Source organism: Pseudomonas sp. S3_B08 (genome assembly GCF_054667725.1).
The window spans coordinates 4,159,057-4,177,680 of record NZ_CP162750.1; the positions used below are offsets into that span (position 1 = coordinate 4,159,057).

15 protein-coding genes are annotated in these 18,624 nt (G+C 61.5%); 2 read left to right on the forward strand and 13 right to left on the reverse strand.

Features of this window, described 5'->3' with window-relative positions; genetic code table 11:
• The first annotated feature begins 200 nt into the window (after nt 1-200).
• Entirely contained in the window at nt 201-2,108 is a 1,908-nt protein-coding gene (estP, locus tag AB4N73_RS18925; protein WP_258707264.1) for an esterase EstP, read from the forward strand.
• 172 nt (nt 2,109-2,280) lie between these two features.
• Here estP and trpE read toward each other — a convergent pair whose 3' ends face one another.
• The 10 genes from trpE to AB4N73_RS18975 form a co-directional block, all read right to left on the reverse strand.
• A complete protein-coding gene (gene trpE, locus AB4N73_RS18930) occupies nt 2,281-3,762 on the reverse strand; it encodes an anthranilate synthase component I (protein ID WP_095181419.1) in 1,482 nt (493 codons plus the stop codon).
• Nucleotides 3,763-3,832: 70 nt separating this feature from the next.
• Nucleotides 3,833-4,651: a phosphoglycolate phosphatase gene (locus tag AB4N73_RS18935; protein WP_095181418.1), complete on the reverse strand. Its 819-nt coding sequence runs from the start codon at nt 4,649-4,651 to the stop codon at nt 3,833-3,835.
• Nucleotides 4,648-5,322 carry a ribulose-phosphate 3-epimerase gene (gene rpe / locus AB4N73_RS18940; protein ID WP_007918813.1) on the reverse strand — a complete coding sequence of 225 codons (675 nt, stop codon included), beginning with the start codon at nt 5,320-5,322 and terminating at the stop codon, nt 4,648-4,650. Before rpe ends, AB4N73_RS18935 begins: the two co-directional genes overlap by 4 nt.
• 114 nt (nt 5,323-5,436) lie before the next feature.
• Nucleotides 5,437-6,585 carry an iron-containing alcohol dehydrogenase gene (locus AB4N73_RS18945; RefSeq protein WP_016772910.1) on the reverse strand — a complete coding sequence of 383 codons (1,149 nt, stop codon included), beginning with the start codon at nt 6,583-6,585 and terminating at the stop codon, nt 5,437-5,439.
• A gap of 285 nt (nt 6,586-6,870) precedes the next feature.
• Nucleotides 6,871-7,695: an ABC transporter permease gene (locus AB4N73_RS18950; protein ID WP_093097808.1), complete on the reverse strand. Its 825-nt coding sequence runs from the start codon at nt 7,693-7,695 to the stop codon at nt 6,871-6,873.
• Between the two features lie 12 nt (nt 7,696-7,707).
• The gene (locus tag AB4N73_RS18955) at nt 7,708-8,955 is read right to left on the reverse strand and encodes an ABC transporter permease (RefSeq protein ID WP_460142411.1); all 1,248 of its coding nucleotides are present in this window, start codon (nt 8,953-8,955) and stop codon (nt 7,708-7,710) included.
• Between the two features lie 276 nt (nt 8,956-9,231).
• Nucleotides 9,232-10,275 (reverse strand): ABC transporter substrate-binding protein, encoded by a 1,044-nt coding sequence (locus tag AB4N73_RS18960; protein ID WP_016772907.1) that lies wholly within the window; start codon nt 10,273-10,275, stop codon nt 9,232-9,234.
• Between the two features lie 48 nt (nt 10,276-10,323).
• On the reverse strand, nt 10,324-11,448 hold the full coding sequence (locus tag AB4N73_RS18965) for an ABC transporter ATP-binding protein (RefSeq protein WP_041476689.1): 1,125 nt from the start codon (nt 11,446-11,448) through the stop codon (nt 10,324-10,326).
• 333 nt (nt 11,449-11,781) lie between these two features.
• Entirely contained in the window at nt 11,782-12,411 is a 630-nt protein-coding gene (locus AB4N73_RS18970) for a response regulator (protein WP_003228820.1), read from the reverse strand.
• A gap of 84 nt (nt 12,412-12,495) precedes the next feature.
• The gene (locus tag AB4N73_RS18975) at nt 12,496-14,892 is read right to left on the reverse strand and encodes a PAS domain-containing sensor histidine kinase (protein ID WP_310219027.1); all 2,397 of its coding nucleotides are present in this window, start codon (nt 14,890-14,892) and stop codon (nt 12,496-12,498) included.
• A gap of 73 nt (nt 14,893-14,965) precedes the next feature.
• Between AB4N73_RS18975 and AB4N73_RS18980 the strand changes: the two genes are divergently transcribed.
• Complete coding sequence (locus AB4N73_RS18980; protein WP_095181415.1) at nt 14,966-15,952, forward strand: alpha/beta hydrolase family protein; 987 nt, start codon at nt 14,966-14,968, stop codon at nt 15,950-15,952.
• Between the two features lie 97 nt (nt 15,953-16,049).
• Here AB4N73_RS18980 and AB4N73_RS18985 read toward each other — a convergent pair whose 3' ends face one another.
• From AB4N73_RS18985 to AB4N73_RS18995, 3 genes are read right to left on the reverse strand one after another with little or no spacing between them, the layout of a single operon-like run.
• Nucleotides 16,050-16,817 (reverse strand): TerB family tellurite resistance protein, encoded by a 768-nt coding sequence (locus AB4N73_RS18985; protein ID WP_460142412.1) that lies wholly within the window; start codon nt 16,815-16,817, stop codon nt 16,050-16,052.
• A gap of 1 nt (nt 16,818) precedes the next feature.
• Complete coding sequence (gene murU / locus AB4N73_RS18990; protein ID WP_460142413.1) at nt 16,819-17,490, reverse strand: N-acetylmuramate alpha-1-phosphate uridylyltransferase MurU; 672 nt, start codon at nt 17,488-17,490, stop codon at nt 16,819-16,821.
• The gene (locus AB4N73_RS18995) at nt 17,487-18,506 is read right to left on the reverse strand and encodes an aminoglycoside phosphotransferase family protein (protein ID WP_460142414.1); all 1,020 of its coding nucleotides are present in this window, start codon (nt 18,504-18,506) and stop codon (nt 17,487-17,489) included. Before AB4N73_RS18995 ends, murU begins: the two co-directional genes overlap by 4 nt.
• Nucleotides 18,507-18,624 lie beyond the last annotated feature (118 nt).

An 18,624-nucleotide genomic window follows, 5' to 3' on the forward strand; every position in this document is an offset into this window, starting at 1 on the left:
CCAGGAGTTTGCTGGTGATCAACACGGGGAAGGTCTCGTTCATACGTTCCGGCACAGTAACTTAGCTGGGCGGAGCGTGCAATATGGCGGGGCCTGCGGGTTATAAAACGGCAGAAGGATTCGCGACCGATGGCAAAATGCCGAAAGTTTTTGGTACTGTCGTTTCGTTCACCTACAACAATAAATAAACGGACTTGCTCATGATCAGACAGACGTTGTTTGTACCGCTGGCCAGCTGCTTGCTCGCACTCGCCTGCGCCCAGGCCAATGCAGCGCCCAATCCTTATTCCAGTTTCATCGTCTTCGGTGACAGCCTCAACGATGCCGGCACCTTCGCCGACACCGGTGGCCCGGCGGGCTCCACCGAGCGTTACACCAACCGTACCGGGCCGGTGTATCAGGATGGCAGCGGCGAAGTTTTTTCATTGAATTCCACCCAGTTGCTCGGCGGCCGCCTGGGCTTTTCGCCCGACCAGACAGCCTCTTCCAGCTCCGCAGTGCGCGCGGAAAACGGCCAGCCCGACGGCAACAACTGGGCAGTCGGTGGCTATCGCACCGACCAGATTCTCGATTCGATCACTACACAATCGGCCACCGGTGAACGCACCCGCGCAGGGTACCTGCCGTCGAACGGCTTCCGCGCCGACCCGAATGCGCTGTATTACATTTCCGGTGGCGGCAACGATTTCCTCCAGGGCCGCATCCTCAGCCTGCCCCAGGCCAACGCCGCAGCCGATCGACTGGCCGACAGCGTGCAGACCCTGCAGACCGCTGGCGCCAAATACGTGATGGTCTGGCTGCTGCCCGACGTGGGCCTGACACCTGCTCTGAACGGCACGCCGCTGCAAGCGTTCAGCAGCACCCTCGCCAACCAGTTCAACAGTCAGTTGGTGACGCGCCTGCAAGGCATCGACGCCGAAGTCATTCCGCTGAACATTCCGGTGCTGCTCTCGGAAGTCTTCGCCGACCCGGGGCGCTTTGGTCTGGCTACCGACCAGAACCTCACCGCGACCTGCTTCAGTGGCAATAGCTGCACGGAAAACGCCCGTTACGGGATCAACAGCGCCACGCCGGATCCGACCAAGCTGATCTACAACGATGGCGTACACCCGACCGAATCCGGGCAAAAACTGATCGCCGATTACGCCTATTCGCTGTTGGCTGCGCCATGGGAACTGAGCCTGCTACCGGAAATGGCCCACGGCACCGTGCGCGCGCATCAGGATGAATTGCGCAATCAATGGCAGGCGGACTGGGAGAACTGGCAAGCGGTCGGCCAATGGCGTGCGATTGTCTCCGCCGGCGGACAGCGTCTGGATGTCGACAGCCAAAGCAGCGGCGCCAGCGCCGATGGCAGCGGTTACAACCTCAACGTCGGCGGCAGCTATCGCCTCAATGAGGCTTGGCGCGTGGGCGTGGCAGCCGGTTTGTACCGGCAGAATCTCGAGGCCGGGCACAACGACTCCGACTACAAACTCAACAGCTACATGGCCACCGCGTTCGCCCAGTTCCAGCAGAATCGCTGGTGGGCCGACGCGGCGCTGACCGGCGGCAAACTCGACTACGACAACCTCAAGCGCAAGTTCGACCTCGGCGCCAGCGAGGGTGCGGAGAAAGGCGATACCGACGGCAGCCTGTGGGCGTTCAGCACGCGCCTGGGCTATGACATTGCGCAACCGGGCAGCCAATGGCATCTGTCGCCGTTTGTCAGCGCCGATTACGCCAGTGTCGATGTCGACGGTTACTCGGAAAAGAGCAACCGCGCCACCGCGCTGACCTTCGATGACCAGAGCCGCGATTCGAAACGCCTGGGTCTGGGCATCCAGGGCAAGTACAACTTCACCGCGCAAACCCAGGTGTACGGCGAATACGCCCACGAGCGTGAGTACGAAGATGACGTGCAGAAGGTCAACATTGCCCTCAACACCCTGCCGGCCAATGACTTCACCCTTGAAGGCTACACACCGGCAAGTCACCTGAACCGCTTGAGCCTGGGCGTCAGTCACAAGCTGACGGCAGATCTGGCGCTGCGTGGGGGTTATACGTTCCGCAAGGATGATGACTTCAAGCAGCAGGGCCTGAATGTCGGGGTTGTGCTGGATTTCTGAGTCGTAGATGCAAAAAAGCGGCGCCTGTCAGGGCGCCGCTTTTTTTATGCCTCAACACAAAACCCAATGTGGGAGCGAGCCTGCTCGCGAAAGCGCTGGGTCAGTCAATATCAACGGTGACTGACACACCCTCTTCGCGAGCAGGCTCGCTCCCACATGGGAAATTCGTGTCTCAGGCGTCCGGGGTTTGCTCGGCCAGGGCCACGGCGCGGAACATCGCGCGGCGTTTGTTCAGGGTTTCTTCCCATTCCAGCGCCGGCACCGAGTCGGCGACGATGCCGCCGCCGGCCTGCACGTGCAATTCACCGTTCTTGATCACCGCCGTGCGAATGGCAATGGCGGTGTCCATGTTGCCGTTCCAGGCGAAGTAACCGACCGCGCCGCCGTACACACCACGCTTGACCGGCTCAAGTTCGTCGATGATTTCCATCGCGCGAATTTTCGGTGCACCGGACAAAGTGCCCGCCGGCAGGATCGCCCGCAGTGCGTCCATCGCGGTCAGGCCCGACTTCAACTGGCCGGTGACGTTGGAGACGATGTGCATCACATTGGAATAACGTTCGATGACCATTTTCTCGGTGAGCTTCACCGAGCCGATTTCCGAGACTCGCCCGGTATCGTTGCGGCCCAGATCGATCAGCATCAAGTGCTCGGCGATCTCCTTGTCATCCGAGAGCAGGTCCTGCTCCAGCGCCACATCGGCTTCTTCGGTGGCGCCGCGTGGGCGCGTGCCGGCGATCGGGCGCACGGTGATCAGGTTGTCTTCGACGCGCACCAGCACTTCCGGCGAACTGCCGACGACGTGGAAATCGCCGAAGTTGAAGAAGTACATGTACGGCGTCGGGTTGAAGCAACGCAGCGCGCGATACAGATCGATCGGCGCAGCCTTGAAGTCGATCGACATGCGCTGCGACGGCACCACCTGCATGCAGTCGCCGGCAAGGATGTATTCCTTGATGGTGTCGACGGCTTTTTCGTAATCGTCCTGAGTGAAACTCGAACGAAACACCGGATCGGCCGATTGCTGTTTGCTGAAATCCAGGCCACGACGCGGGGTGATCGGCTGACGCAGTTGCTCGAGCAGTTCCTGCAAACGCGCCTGGCCTTGCTCGAAGGCATCGGACTGGGCCGGGTCGGCGAGGACGATCGCGTGCATCTTGCCAGCCAGGTTGTCGAACACCACAACGGCGTCGGAGACCATTAGCAGAATGTCCGGCACGCCCAGCGGATCCGGGTTCGGGCATTTGCCCAGACGCTTTTCCACGTAGCGCACGCAGTCATAACCGAAGTAACCGACCAGGCCCCCGTTGAAGCGCGGCAGGCCGGTAATGGTCGGCACGTTGTAACGGGCCTTGAAGGTTTCAACGAAGGCCAGCGGGTCTTCAACCTCGTGGCTTTCGGTCTCGACGCCATCAACGGTGATGCTGACGTGATGGTCGTGCACCCGCAGCACGGTGCGGCACGGCAGGCCGATGATCGAGTAACGGCCCCATTTCTCACCGCCCTGCACCGATTCGAGCAGGTAGGAGTTGGGCTGGTCGGCCAGTTTCAGGTAGATCGACAGCGGCGTGTCGAAGTCGGCCAGGGTTTCGCAGGCCAACGGGATGCGGTTATAGCCGTCAGCGGCCAGACGCAGGAATTCTTCGCGATTCATAAAGTGCCTCGTGGGGTGAGGTGCAATCAGTCAGGTATGCAAACGCGCCGGCAGGGCCGGCCAGAATCAGTCAGGCGCGCCAACGCCAGCGGGCCAGGGCCTTGATGACTTTCATCCAGAGTTTGCGGGTGACCACCACGATGGCGTTTCCAGAAGGGGGTTGAACAGCGTCGGGCAACGTTATCCCACCGGCCAGATCCAGGCAACCGGGAATTAGTTTGCGCAAATCGTCGATCACCAGTGCCGGCGATTCCTCGGCAATCGGCCGGCCATGGTTGTAGCCGTAACTCAGCGCCACACACTTGACCCCCGCTGCTTTCGCCGCCTGCACATCGCTGCGCGAGTCGCCGACGAACAACGATTGCGAGGCCGGAATGTTGGCCATTTTCATCACGAAAAACAGCGCCGCCGGGTCAGGCTTCTTCTGCGGCAGGGTATCGCCGCCGATGATCCACTTGAAGTAGCGGCCGATTTTCATCTGATCGAGCAGCGGCGCGACGAAGCGCTCCGGCTTGTTGGTGATCAACGCCATGGCCACGCCTTGCTTGTGCAGCCACTTGAGCGTGTCGCGCACACCGGGATAGACCACGGTCAGTTCATGGCTGGCGCCGTACGCCTCCATGAAAATCTCCAGTGCACGCTCGGCTTCAACGTCGTCCACTGCCGAGTGATCGATACCACCCGCCAAGGCCCGACGCACCAGCACCGGCGCGCCATTGCCGACCCATTCGCGCACCGCTTCGATACCTGCCGGCGGACGGCCGAGGGAGAGCAGCATGGTGTCCACCGCCGCTGCCAGGTCGGGAACCGAATCGATCAGCGTGCCATCCAGATCGAACATCACCAACCGTGGCAACTGCCCCGGGAACAACTGCTCAAAACCGCTCATGGGCGCGCCAGTGCCAGTTCGGAACGCATCTTGTCGATGACTTCCTGATAGTTTGGCGCGTTGAAAATGGCCGAGCCGGCGACGAAGGTGTCAGCACCAGCAGCGGCAATTTCGCGGATGTTGTTGACGTTGACGCCGCCGTCGATTTCCAGACGGATGTCGCGACCGGAAGCGTCGATGATCGCCCGCGCTTCACGCAATTTGTCGAGGGTGCCGGGAATGAACTTCTGCCCGCCGAAGCCCGGGTTGACGCTCATCAGCAGAACCATGTCGACCTTGTCGATCACGTACTTGAGCACGTCCAGCGGAGTCGCCGGGTTGAACACCAGACCGGATTTGCAACCACCTTCGCGGATCAGTTGCAGCGAGCGATCGACGTGCAAAGTGGCTTCCGGGTGGAAGGTGATGTAAGTCGCGCCGGCTTCGATGAAGTCGCCGACGATGCGGTCCACCGGGCTGACCATCAGGTGCGCGTCGATCGGCGCGGTCACGCCGTACTTGCGCAGCGCCGCGCAGACCATCGGGCCGATCGTCAGGTTGGGCACGTAGTGGTTGTCCATGACATCGAAGTGGACGAAGTCGGCGCCGGCGGCGAGAACGTTGTCCACTTCCTCGCCGAGGCGGGCGAAGTCGGCGGAGAGGATCGACGGAGCAATTACGAAGGGCTGCATGACGCACCTGTGCTGAGCTAAATCACGATGGCGCGCATTGTATACCTCAAGTTTCCACGCGCGCACCGGGACCGCGATGATTGGGTTGTGCCATGAGCCCTCAGCGTCCGAGTCTCAGTAAGCCGCGCGGTAGATCTTCTCGATGTCGCCGGCGCTGAGTTTGCGCGGGTTGTTGCGCATCAGCCGCTCGATGCCGGCGGCCTCCACGGCCATCGCTGGGATCGCTTCCTCCGGCACGCCGAAACTGCGCAGCCCGGCAGGGATTTCCACCGCCGCGCACAGGTCGGTCATGGCCTGCACGGCTTTGTCCGCGGCTTCGCTGGCGCTCAGATGAGCGGTCTTCACGCCCATGGCTTCGGCAATATCCTGCATGCGTTCGACGCAGGCCATTTTGTTCCAGGTCATCACATAGGGCAGCAGCAAGGCGTTGCTGACACCGTGGGCAATGTTGAAGCGCCCGCCCAGCGGATACGCCAACGCATGCACCGCACCCACCCCGGCGTTACCGAACGCCATACCGGCCATGAGGCTGGCGGTGGCCATGTCTTCGCGCGCTTGCAGATTGGCGCCGTTGGCGTAGGCCTTGGGCAGAGCGCTGGCGATCAGCTTGATTGCGCCGATGGCGAGGGAGTCGGTGATCGGCGAGGCGTTCACCGACAGATAGGATTCGATGGCGTGCACCAGTGCATCGACACCACTGGCGGCGGTGACACTGCGCGGGCAGGTCAGGGTCATTTGCGGACTGACCAGCGCCACGTCCGGCAACAGATAGTCGCTGACGATGCCTTTCTTCAACTGCGCGACCTTGTCCGAGAGGATCGCTACGTTGGTAACTTCAGAGCCGGTGCCGGCGGTGGTCGGAATGGCTATCAGCGGCGGGCCCTTGCGCGGCACCTGATCGACGCCGAACAGATCTTCCAGCGCGCCGTGATATCCGGCGTAGGCGGCGACACTTTTGGCAATATCGATGGCGCTGCCGCCCCCGAGGCCGATCAAACCGTCATGCCCGCCCTCACGGTAGGCACGCATGCAGTCTTCGACGATGGCGATTTCCGGATCGGGCAGTACACGGTCGAAAATCTCGTATTCGCGTCCGCCGAGTTGCACCAGCGCCAGCTCGACAGTACCGGACTTGACCAGCGCGGCGTCGGTGACGATCAGCGGGTTATCGATGTCCAGACGGGTGAGTTCGGCGGCCAGTTGTTCGATGGCTGCGGCGCCGGTGATCAGTTTATGAGCGATTTTGAACTGGGACAGACTCATGGTGCGCAGCCTCTTATAGATGTGGGAGCTGGGCACAAGACTAGCTGGGGATTTGGGGTTGTCTGCTATTCAGGGTGTGAATGGTTGATCGGATAGGAAGATCAAGAGCCCCTCACCCTAACCCTCTCCCGGAGGGAGAGGGGACTGACCGGGTTGTACTCTCGAAATACATCGACCTGAATTACCGAGTCGAACTCCGGCCGCGAAAGCCACGAAGATCTGCTCCCTTCCCCCTCGCTCCCTTGGGGAGAGGGCTGGGGTGAGGGGTGGCTTTTGACCTTGATCTCAGACTTGCGCAGTACGCAGTTTCTCGCTACGCCCGCGCAGCCATTCCAGCGTCAGCAGCAGGATGACGGAGAAGGCAATCAGCAACGTCGCCGCAGCGGCAATCGTCGGGCTGAGGTTTTCGCGAATCCCGCTGAACATCTGCCGAGGCAATGTCGCCTGCTCAGGCCCGGCGAGAAACAGCGTCACCACCACTTCATCGAAAGAAGTCGCAAAGGCAAACAGCGCCCCGGAAATCACTCCCGGCGCAATCAGCGGCAAGGTCACCCGGCGGAACGCCGTCAGGGGTGAAGCACCCAGACTCGCCGCCGCACGCACCAGATTGTGATTAAAGCCCTGCAAAGTCGCCGACACGGTGATGATCACAAACGGCACACCCAATACCGCATGCACGACGATCAGCGAGAAGAAGCTGTTACCCAGCCCCAGTGGCGCGAAGAACAGATAGCTGGCCACGCCAATGATCACCACCGGCACCACCATCGGCGAAATCACCAGCGCCATCACCAGTGACTTGCCAGGGAAGTCGCCACGGGTCAGGCCGATCGCCGCCAGCGTGCCGAAGATCATCGCCAGCACCGTCGCCGCCGGGGCGACGATGATGCTGTTCTTCAGCGCGCGCATCCATTCCGCCGAGGCGAAGAAGTCGTGGTACCACTGCAGCGAGAAACCCTGCAGCGGGTACACCAGAAAACTCCCGGAGTTGAACGACAGCGGCACGATCACCAGCACCGGCAGGATAAGGAACAACAGAATCAGGCCGCAGAGAATCCGCAGGCTGTAGAACCACACCCGTTCGATGGGCGACATGTAAGGACTCAGCATCGCAAATTCCCCTTAGCTCAGGCGCAGGCGACTGGCGCCGACCAGCCAGCTGTAGATCAGATAAAGCACCACGGTCGCCAGCAACAGCAAGCCGCCGAGCGCGGTGGCCATGCCCCAGTTGATGCTGGTGTTGGTGTAGAAAGCGACGAAGTAGCTGACCATTTGGTCGTTCGGACTGCCGAGCAGCGCCGGGGTGATGTAGTAGCCGATGGCGAGGATGAACACCAACAGGCAGCCGGCGCCAACGCCGGCGTAGGTCTGCGGGAAGTACACCCGCCAGAAACTGGCGAACGGGTGACAGCCGAGGGAAATCGCCGCGCGCATGTAGGTCGGCGAGATGCCTTTCATCACGCTGTAGATCGGCAGAATCATGAACGGCAGCAGAATGTGCACCATCGAGATGTACACGCCGGTGCGGTTGAACACCAGTTCCAGCGGTTTATCAATGATGCCCATGGCCAGCAGCGCACTGTTGATCAGGCCGCCGGATTGCAGCAGCACGATCCACGCGGCGACCCGCACCAGAATCGAGGTCCAGAACGGCAGCAGCACCAGGATCATCAGCAGGTTGCTCTGCCGCGAAGGCAGGTTCGCCAGCAGGTAGGCCAGTGGATAGGCGAGCAGCAGGCAGATCACGGTGATGACCAGGCCCATCCAGAAGGTGCGGGCGAAGATGTCGAGGTAGATCGCCTGATCCGGGGTGGCCGGGGCCAGTTCGCCAAGGTCATCGATACGGTGATCGACCGCCGCCAGCAGGTAATACGGAGTGATGCTGCTGGTGTTGCGTTTCACCGCTTGCCAGTAGGCCGGGTCGCCCCAGCGTTCGTCGAGCGCTTCCAGCGCTTCCTTATAAGAGGCCGGTTCGCTGTCGAACGGCAGCGCCCGGGCGGTTTTGGTCAGCAGGCTGCGGTAGCCGGCCAACTCCATGTTCAAACGCTTGGACAGATCGCCCAGCGTCTGGTTTTTGCGGGCTTCGGCGAGGTCTTCGCTGGCCGCCTTGTACACCGGCTCGGCGGGCAGACCACGGCCGTCCCAACTCGCGATGGCAGTGACAGTGCGCGGCATGCCGCCAACCACTTCCGGGTTGCCGACGCTTTTATAGAGCAGCGCCACGATCGGCACCAGAAACACCAGCAGCAGAAACAGCACCAGCGGCGCAATCAGTGCCTGGGCCTTCCAGCGGTTGACCCGCTCGGCGTGCTTGAGCTTCTGCTTCAAGGTGGGGCTGTTGCCCTCGTTCAGGGGAACGGCGATGGCCATGACGTACTCCGCAAATCTTTGATCGTTACAGAGGTGGCGAACCACCTCTGTTGCGTTGAAACACTGCTACCTGTGGGAGCGAGCCCTCCTGTGGCAGCGAACCTTTGTGGCGAGGGGATTTATCCCCGTTCGGCTGCGCAGCAGTCGTAAAACCTGAGAATGCGGTTTACCTGACCCACCGAGCGGGTATGGCTTCGGGGCTGCTTCGCAACCCAACGGGGATAAATCCCCTCGCCACAAAGCGCCCTTGCCATCTCCATACAGGTAAAACAGTGGTTATTTCGCCGCCCAGGAATTGAAACGCTGTTCCAGTTGCTCGCCGTTGTCAGCCCAGAAGCTGACGTCGATCTGCACCTGGTTGGCGATGTTTTCCGGGGTGGTCGGCATGTCTTTCAGGACATCCTTGGCCAGCAGCGGCACGGCTTGGGTGTTGGCCGGGCCGTAAGCGATGTTTTCCGAGTAGGTCTTCTGCTGCTGCGGCTGTACCGAGAAGGCGATGAACTTCTTCGCCGCTTCCGCGCGTTTGGCGTCCAGACCTTTCGGGATGGCCCAGGCGTCGAAGTCGTAGATGCCGCCGTTCCACACCACTTTCAGGTTGGATTCTTTTTGCACGGCAGCGATGCGACCGTTGTACGCTGAGCTCATCACCACGTCACCGGAAGCGAGGTATTGCGGCGGTTGTGCGCCGGCTTCCCACCACTGAATGCTTGGCTTGAGCTCATCGAGTTTCTTGAACGCGCGATCCTGGCCGCCCTTGCTTGCCAGTTCTTTGTAGACATCTTTCGGCGCAACACCGTCGGCCATCAGCGCGAATTCGAGGGTGTATTTGGCGCCTTTGCGCAGGCCGCGCTTGCCCGGGAATTTCTTGGTGTCCCAGAAATCCGCCCAACTGGTCGGTGCGGTTTTCAGCTTGTCGGCGTTGTACGCCAGTACGGTCGACCAGACGAAGAAACCTACGCCGCACGGCTGAATGGCGCCTTTGACGTAGTCTTCGGTCTTGCCGAACAGGGCCGGGTCGAGTTGCTCGAACATGTCTTCGTCGCAACCCCGGGACAGCTCTGGCGATTCAACTTCGACCAGATCCCACGACACGCTCTTGGTGTCGACCATGGCTTTGACCTTGGCCATTTCACCGTTGTATTCGCCGGCGACGATCTTGCCGTTACCCGCCGCTTCCCACGGTGCATAGAAGGCTTTGACTTGCGCCGCCTTGTTCGCCCCGCCAAACGACACCACGGTCAAGTCCGGGCCGGCGGCCATTGCGCCGGTCGCACCCATCAGGCCCAGAGTCAGGGCGGTGAACTTCAGGGATCTCAACATTTATTGTTCTCTCCACGTGCAGGGTTGGTGTTGGTATTGCCGGGGCGCTTAGTGCGCCTCTAAAAGCGGATCGAGCGCACGAACGTGCTCGACCTGCCAGCCAAGCGGTACCACGTCGCCGACGCTGAGCGCAGGATCGAGCTCGGCAATCGGTTGTTTCACGAAGAAGTCGGTCTTGCCGCAGACTTCCAGGCGCACCCGGACGTGGTCGCCCAGATAGATGAATTCCGCCACCCTCCCTGAGAAGCGGTTGACGCATTGATCGCTCGAACCGTTGAGGCTGACGCGCTCCGGACGGATCGACAGGGTCACCGGCTCGCCGGTCTGGCCAACGTTGACGGCCAGCGCCTCGACCTTTTCGCCACGCCCCAACTCGACCACGCAGCGCTCGCCGCTCTGGCTGAGCAGGCGGCCGTTGAGGCGGTTGTTCTCGCCAATGAAGTTGGCGACGAAGGTGTTTTTCGGTTCTTCGTAAAGCGTGCGCGGCGGCGCAATCTGCTGAATCTCGCCTTGATGGAACACCGCGACGCGGTCGGACATGGTCAGTGCTTCGCCCTGGTCGTGGGTCACGTAGACCACGGTCACGCCGAGGCGCTGGTGCAGGTGCTTGATCTCCATCTGCATGTGTTCACGCAGTTGTTTGTCGAGGGCGCCCAGCGGTTCGTCCATCAGTACCAGTTGCGGCTCGAACACCAACGCGCGGGCCAGTGCCACACGCTGCTGCTGACCGCCGGACAACTGCGCCGGATAACGCGAGGCGAAGGCATCGAGCTGAACCATACTGAGGACTTTCTTCACCCGCTCGCTGACATCGCTTTTATTCAGGCCGCGCACGGTCAACGGGAAAGCAAGGTTCTCCGCGACAGTCATGTGCGGGAACAGCGCGTAGTTCTGGAACACCATGCCGATATCGCGCTTGTGCGGCGGCACGTTGTTGATCGAACGCCCGGACAGAAGGATTTCACCGGCGGTCGGCGTTTCGAATCCGGCGAGCATCATCAGGCTGGTGGTCTTGCCGGAACCGGACGGCCCGAGCAGGGTGAGGAATTCGCCTTTGCGAATGTCCAGGTTGAGGTCTTTGACGATCAGGTTCTCGCCGTCGTAGCTCTTCTGCACACCACGAAAGCTGACCAGCACATCACTGGTCCCTGCGCTTGTATCGACCTGGCTCATACCCACACCTTTGTTGTTGATGACTGCTTGTTCATCAAGCCTAGTGGCTGGCGGCGGCCACGCAAATCGGGGCGCAGGAGAGAATCGCTTAAGCGCAATGGAAGGTTGGGGGTAGGGAATGCCCTACAAGGATGGCGCGTTTGGGCAAACGCAGCGGCAAGGGGCAAGCTGCAAGCCGCTAGTAAAGGCAAAAGCGTCTGTCGCTAATGGATATGCCAACTCCGAACCTGTGGGAGCGAGCCTGCTCGCGAATGCGGTGGGTCATCAAACTGAATGGCTGACTGTTACGCCGCCTTCGCGAGCAGGCTCGCTCCCACATGAGGGCGGTGACGGTCAGAGGAGTTTGTGCTCCATCGCATATTTCACCAGCTCCGCCAGCGAGGTGATGTTGAGCTTCTGCATCAGCCGCGCCTTGTGCGTGCTGATGGTTTTGCTGCTCAAGGCCAGTTGCTGGGCGATGTCGTTGACGTTCGCGCCCTGAGCGAGGCGTTCGAACACCGAGAATTCGCGTTCTGACAACAGCGAATGCAGCGGCCGGGTATCGGTCAGGCCGACTTCGAAGACCATGCGGTCGGCCAGTTCCGGGTCAATGTAACGCCCGCCCGCCGCAACTTTGCGGATCGCCGTGAGCAGCAGCGCCGGATCGCTGTCCTTGGTCGCATACCCGGCGGCACCGACTTTCAATGCGCGCGCGGCCATTTGCGCTTCGTCGTGCATCGACAGCACCAGAATCGCCGGCGGATTGTTCAGCGCCCGAATGCGCGGGATAGCTTCCAGGCCGTTGACGCCGGGCATGGAGATGTCCAGCAGCACCACCTCGCACGGCACGCTGCGCAGGGTTTCGAGCAGTTGCTCACCATTGCTCGCCTCTCCGACCACTTGCAGATCCTTGGCCAGGCCGATCAATTGCTTGATGCCCTCGCGGACGATGGTGTGGTCTTCGGCTACCAATACACGGATCACGTTTTTCTCCAGATTTCAGGTACACACCAGTCCCTGTGGGAGCGAGCCTGCTCGCGAAGGCGTCAGCACTCACAATACAAAACCTCAGACCTCACTTACCGGCACCCACACTTGAAGACTGGTGCCCTCCCCCGGCTCACTCACCAGCTCCAGCCGCCCGCCCATGATCAGCACCCGCTCACGCATGCCAACCAGACCAAACGACGTCGGCCGACCCTCGGCGGCGACAAATCCTACGCCATCATCGCTGACGGTCAGACACAATTCATCGCCCGCAAGCTCCAGCGTCAGCTCCACCGTGTGCGCCTGAGCATGGCGCATCACATTGGTCAGCGCTTCCTGCAAAATCCGGAACAGCCCCACCGCCTTGGCATCGCTGAGTGCCGGCAGGTTGTCCGGCACCTGCACCAGACACGGAATCTGCGTGCGTGCCTCGAAGCGTCGTGCCTGCCACTCGATCGCCGAGGCAATCCCGGCATCGAGAATCGGCGGACGCAACGCCGTCGCCACATCGCGCACCAGCTGAAACAACTGCGCGATCAGGCGCTTCATGCTGTTGAGCCGCTCGTTCAGACCCGGATCGAGTTGCGCGTAGGCCAGTTCGCACATCGATGTCTCCAGTTTCAGCACGGTGAGCATCTGCCCCAGCTCATCATGAACTTCCCGGGCGATGCGCGCCTTCTCTTCTTCGCGCACGCTTTCCAGGTGCGCCGACAGTTCGCGCAGTTGCTCGCGCGAGGCCGCCAGTTCCAGCTCGATGCGTTTGCTTTCGCTGATGTCCCAGACAATGCCGTCCCACACATAGGCTCCGTCCTCCAACTGGCGGGTGATTGCCTTGATCTCGGCCCAGCGCTGCTCACCCTGGCGCGTGACGATGCGGCCCTGCCACGACCAGTCGCTGTCAGTGTCCAGCGCCTGATCCTGGGTACGGTGATAACTGGCCCTGTCATCGGGGTGCACCAGGCTGCGCAGGCCCATGTCGCGATGGGCGATGGCTGCCGGTGCGTAGCCGACCAGACTTTCGCTGCCCTCACTGATGTAGGCAAAGTCGATCTGCCCGGTGACCGGTGCCCGCTCCAGCCTGAACACCAGACCCGGGACGTTGGCGGCGATGCCTTGCAGGCGCGCCTCGCTTTCCTGCAAAGCGGCGAGCGCGCGACGGCGGTCGGTGACGTCGGTGAGGTAGACCACCAGATATTCACTGTCGCGAAAACGCAGAAAACTCAAAGACACGTCGGCCGGCAGCACGCTGCCATCGGCACGCAGGCAGCTGGTTTCGAAGCTCAGCGGCCCTTCTTCACTGGCCCGCGCACGCTTCCACAGATTGAGCCAGCGATCCATGTGCAGGCCGGGCTCGAAATCGATCAGTGGCCGTTCGATCAGCCCGCCCGAGGGATAGCCGAGCATGTTTTCCGCTGCGCGGTTGGCGTAGCGCACATGGCTGTCCCAATTGACCCAGAGGATGCCGACGGTGCTTTGATCGATGGAAAACTGCGTCAGCCGCAGGGCCTCTTCGCTGGCGGCGCGCAACGCGATGTCCTCGCGGGCGCTGAGCAGGCGTTGTTCGAGGCTGTGCTGTTGGCGCCGCTGCCAGACCACGATGGCCGCGCAACTGAGCAGCATCACCGCGAACAACAGGCTGAGGTTCTGCCAGAACCCCGGCGACTCGGTCAGCCGTGGGTATTTCGGCTGCAGCCATTGGTTGTGCAGTTGTTCCAGGTCCTTGGCCGGTATTGCGCGCAAGGCGCTCTGGACGATGCCGGCCAGTTCCGGCCAATCGCGCCGCGAGGCCACGCGCAGCAACTGCGGCAGGCCGATATCGCCGACCACCACCAGTTCGGCAAACTCCGGCTCCACCGACAGACGCCCCAACTGCGCTTCGTCGACCACTGCGTAGGAGGCTTGCTGACTCAACAGCAGTTGCAAGGCCTGACGCTCCAGCGGCACGCCTTGCAGATTCAAGTGCGGATAATTGCTGCGCAGGTAATCGGCGGTGCTGCTGGGCATGCGCACGGCGACGCGGGTCTGGCTGTCGAGTTTTTCTAGATCGACCGCGCCGCTGCTTTTCTGATCGCTGACCACCAGTTGCGGCACGCGCATGTACGGGTCGGAAAACTGCCAGAGACGCAGCGCGCTCGGGGTCTGGCTGAGGCCCGGAGCGATGTCGATCTCGCCCTCGCGCAAAGCGTTTTCCAACTGCCCGAGATCCTGAAAGTTGCGCCAGCTCAGTTCCACGCCGAGGGTTTTGGCCAGCAGTTTCATCAACTCGACATTGGCCCCGGACAATCGCTGCAGGCGCCGATCGTAGGTCGCGTAGGGCGCCTGCAAGACCAGGCCGACGCGCAATTCGTTGTGCTGCGCCAGCCATTGCTGCTGCTCTGGCGACAATTGCGCGGCATGGCCCGGCGGCGCAGGCGCCGCCCAGCCCATCAAGGGAAACCACAAACAGCCGATAACCCACAGGCAGCAAAATCGCTTCATTGAAGTCTCATACACTGACAAATTCTGACCAACCCATTAGGCTGCCGGGATACTTTCTGGCCTGGAATAACCGATGCCCTCTGTCTACCGCCTGGCACTGCCAGCATTGTGCCTGTCGCTGATCCTGCCTTGTGCGTTTTCCGCCGAAGCCGCAGACCCTGCGCCTGCGGCCACGGATAAACCCGCCGAAGAAAAACCGGCCGAGCGCCAGCCACTACTTGAGCGTAGTCAGGAAGAGGCCGCCGCACTGCAACGTAAACTGCCGGCGCAAGAGCAGCAACAACTGCAGGCTGGCAGCGACACTTTCCTCGCCCTGTGGAAACCGGCCAACAGCGCCGAACCCAAAGGCGCGGTGATCATCGTTCCAGGTGCCGGCGAAACCGCTGACTGGCCGCAGGCAGTTGGCCCGTTGCGAGGCAAATTGCCGGATGCCGAGTGGAGCAGCCTGAGTATCACCCTGCCGGATCTGCAAAGCGACGCCATTGCTCCGCGCGTAATCGAACCGGCCGCCGCGCCGAAAGCCCCGGAAACCACAAGCAAAGACGCCACCACCGCACAACCGATCGAACAGGCCGCTGGTGGGGAAGCGGAAGTTGCCGAACAGGTAGTGGCCGAGACCAGCGAAGAACAAACCAAAGCCGACGCCGAGCGCATTTTCGGACGCATCGACGCAGCGATTGCCTACGCCGAACAGCAGAGCGCGCGCAGCATTGTCGTGCTCGGTCACGGCACCGGCGCCTACTGGGCGGCGCGTTTTCTCAGTGAGAGACAAACGCCGCAGGTGGAGAAACTGGTCATGGTTGACGCGCAAGCACCGGCCAAAGCCCTGCCGCCACTCGCTGAACTGACGCCGACGCTGAAGCTGCCGACGGTGGATATTTTCTACATGGACAGAGCGCTGGATCGCAACGCGGCGCTGGAGCGCATGCAGGCGAGCAAGCGCCTGAAGACCTCGGCGTTCAGCCAGGTGGCGCTGAAGGTGTTGCCGGACAAGAAGGCTGAGCAGGAACAGTTGTTTCGGCGGGTGCGGGGCTGGTTGAATCCGCAAAATACGGACTGATAAAAGCAAAAGATCGCAGCCTTCGGCAGCTCCTACAGGAAAAATGCATTCCAAAGGTAGGAGCTGCCGAAGGCTGCGATCTTTTGATCTTCAAGGGTCAGCGAAAATCCCGTCGCTCGCGAATCAGCGTATAGGCGCTATGCAATTCCCGCGTCCGCTCGGTCGCATCACGCACCTGCGCCGGGGTCGCGCCGCTGCCGGCGATCTTGTCCGGGTGATGGCGACTGAGCAAACGCCGGTAAGCGCGCTTGATCTGTGCCGGCTCGCTGCTCGCCGACACCCCAAGCAGCTTCATCGCCTCCTGATAACTCACCGCCGCACTGACGATCGGCCGCTTGCCCGGTTCGTAATCGCTGGCCAGCGCTTGCACCTGCTGCGCCGTCCAGCCGAGCCACTTGCCCCACTGCGCCAGCAACTCGCGTTCGCTGAGCCCGGCGCGACCATCAGCCCAGACCATTCGCCAACAGGCGCGCAACACACCTTCAGCCGCGTGCGGTTGCGCACTCAAACGACGCAGATAGCCGCGCAGATTGTCGCTGCCGGACTTGCCGCGATTGAACGCGGCAATTGCCCGCCGTGTCGCCGGCTCGCTCATTTCCAGCGCGCGCATTTCATTGCGCGCCTGCTGGATATGCCCGTCAGTGACGCGCCCGTCGCTCTTGGCCAGACGCCCGAGCAACACGAACAGCAATTCATCGTTGCGCAGCATCGGCCGGCCACCGAGCTTTTCGCGTAAGTGCCCCCAGCTCTGCAAGTGCAGGCGCCGATCCAGCGCCTGCCCCAACAACGCCCCAAGCATGGCCCCCGGAATGCTGGCAATCGCGTACCCCACTCCGGCTCCAATCAGAGTCCCTGGCCACAGCATCTCAGCGACTCGCTTCTATCAGGGCTTCGGCTTCGGCCAGACGCTCGTGGGTACCGACATCCACCCAATGCCCCTTCAGCCGCTCGCCCGTCACTTCATCTTTGGCCATGGCCTTGCGCAGCAGAGGCGCGAGCTTGAAGGCGCCATCGCTGCAACCATCGAACAACTGCGGATGCAGCACGGCGATGCCGCTGTAGGTCAGCGTCTGCGCATCAGGCTCGCCGTCCTGCACTTTGCCGTCGATGAGAGTGAAGTCGCCTTTCGGGTGATGCGCCGGATTGTCCGCCAGCACCAGATGCGCCAGGCCATTGTTCGGCTGGTGCAGCACGCTGAAGTCGTAATCGGTCCAGATGTCGCCGTTGACCACCAGAAACGCATCGTCACCTAGTAACGGCAGCGCACGGAAAATCCCGCCACCGGTTTCCAGCGGCTCGCCTTCCGGCGAGTACTGGATGCTCAGGCCGAAACGCGAACCGTCACCCAGATGATCCTCTATCTGCTGACCGAGCCAGGCGTGGTTAATGACGATTTCGTTGAAGCCTGCAGCCGCGAGGGCGTGCAGGTGATACTCGATCAGCGGCACGCCAGCGGCCTGCACCAGCGGTTTCGGCGTGGTCAGGGTCAGCGGGCGCATACGCTCGCCTTTGCCCGCCGCCAGAATCATTGCCTTCATGCCGTCGCTCCAGCACGCAAGCTGCTGAACAGCGCTTGCAGCTCCGCCAGTTCAGGACGGCGGGCGATCACTGCTTCTATATAAGAGAAGAAGCGCGGCACATCGGCCAGATAACGCGGCTTGCCATCGCGATGGCAGATACGCGCGAAGATGCCGATGACTTTCAGGTGACGTTGCACGCCCATCAAGTCGCTGGCGCGCAGGAAGTCTTCGAAATCAGCTTGCACCGGAATGTCCAGTGCCGAGGCTTGCTGCCAATAACTTTCCAGCCAGCCGCGTACACGTTCTTCCGGCCAGCTGAGGAAAGCGTCCTTGAACAGGCAAGTCACGTCGTAGGTCACCGGGCCGTACACCGCGTCCTGGAAGTCCAGCACGCCAGGGTTCGGCTCGCTGAGCATCAGGTTGCGCGGCATGTAGTCGCGGTGCACCAGCACTTTCGGCTGCGCCAGCGCGCTGTCGATCAAGAGCTCGCTGATGTGCTGCCACTGTTGCTGCTGGGCCGCATCGAACTCGACGCCCAGCTCATGCTTGACGTACCACTCGGGGAACAACTCAAGCTCACGACGCAACAAGGCGACGTCGTAACTGGGCAACGGCGCAACCATCGGCAACTGTTGAAAAGCCAACAGCGCTTGCAGGGCATCGTGGAATAACGCGTCGGCATTTTCGCCATCGATGACGTCGAGATAGGTCTTGTTGCCCAGGTCATTGAGCAAAAGAAAACCGCGTTCGAGGTCTTCGGCGTAAATTTTCGGCACATTAATTCCGGATTTCGCCAGCAAAAAAGCGATATCCACGAACGGTTTGCAGTTTTCCTGGGGTGGCGGCGCGTCCATCACGACGAAGCTGCGACCATCGCCCTCCCAGCGGAAGTAGCGGCGGAAACTCGCGTCGCTGCTGGCCGCGGTCAACGTGGCCGGGGGCACGGTGCCCCAGCCCTGCTCGGCAGACAACTTTGCCAACTGCTCATCGAGCCAAACTTTCAGGTGTTGCAAGCGTACATCTTGGTCAGGCATTGCAAGGGTCTCCGACGGCGCTAGCCGTCAAGCGGGTCATGCTTTATTATCCAGCATCTTTTTCAGACCATCGAGAGGCGTGCGGCCCACACCGCGGGCAGATGGCACGCAGGAAGCC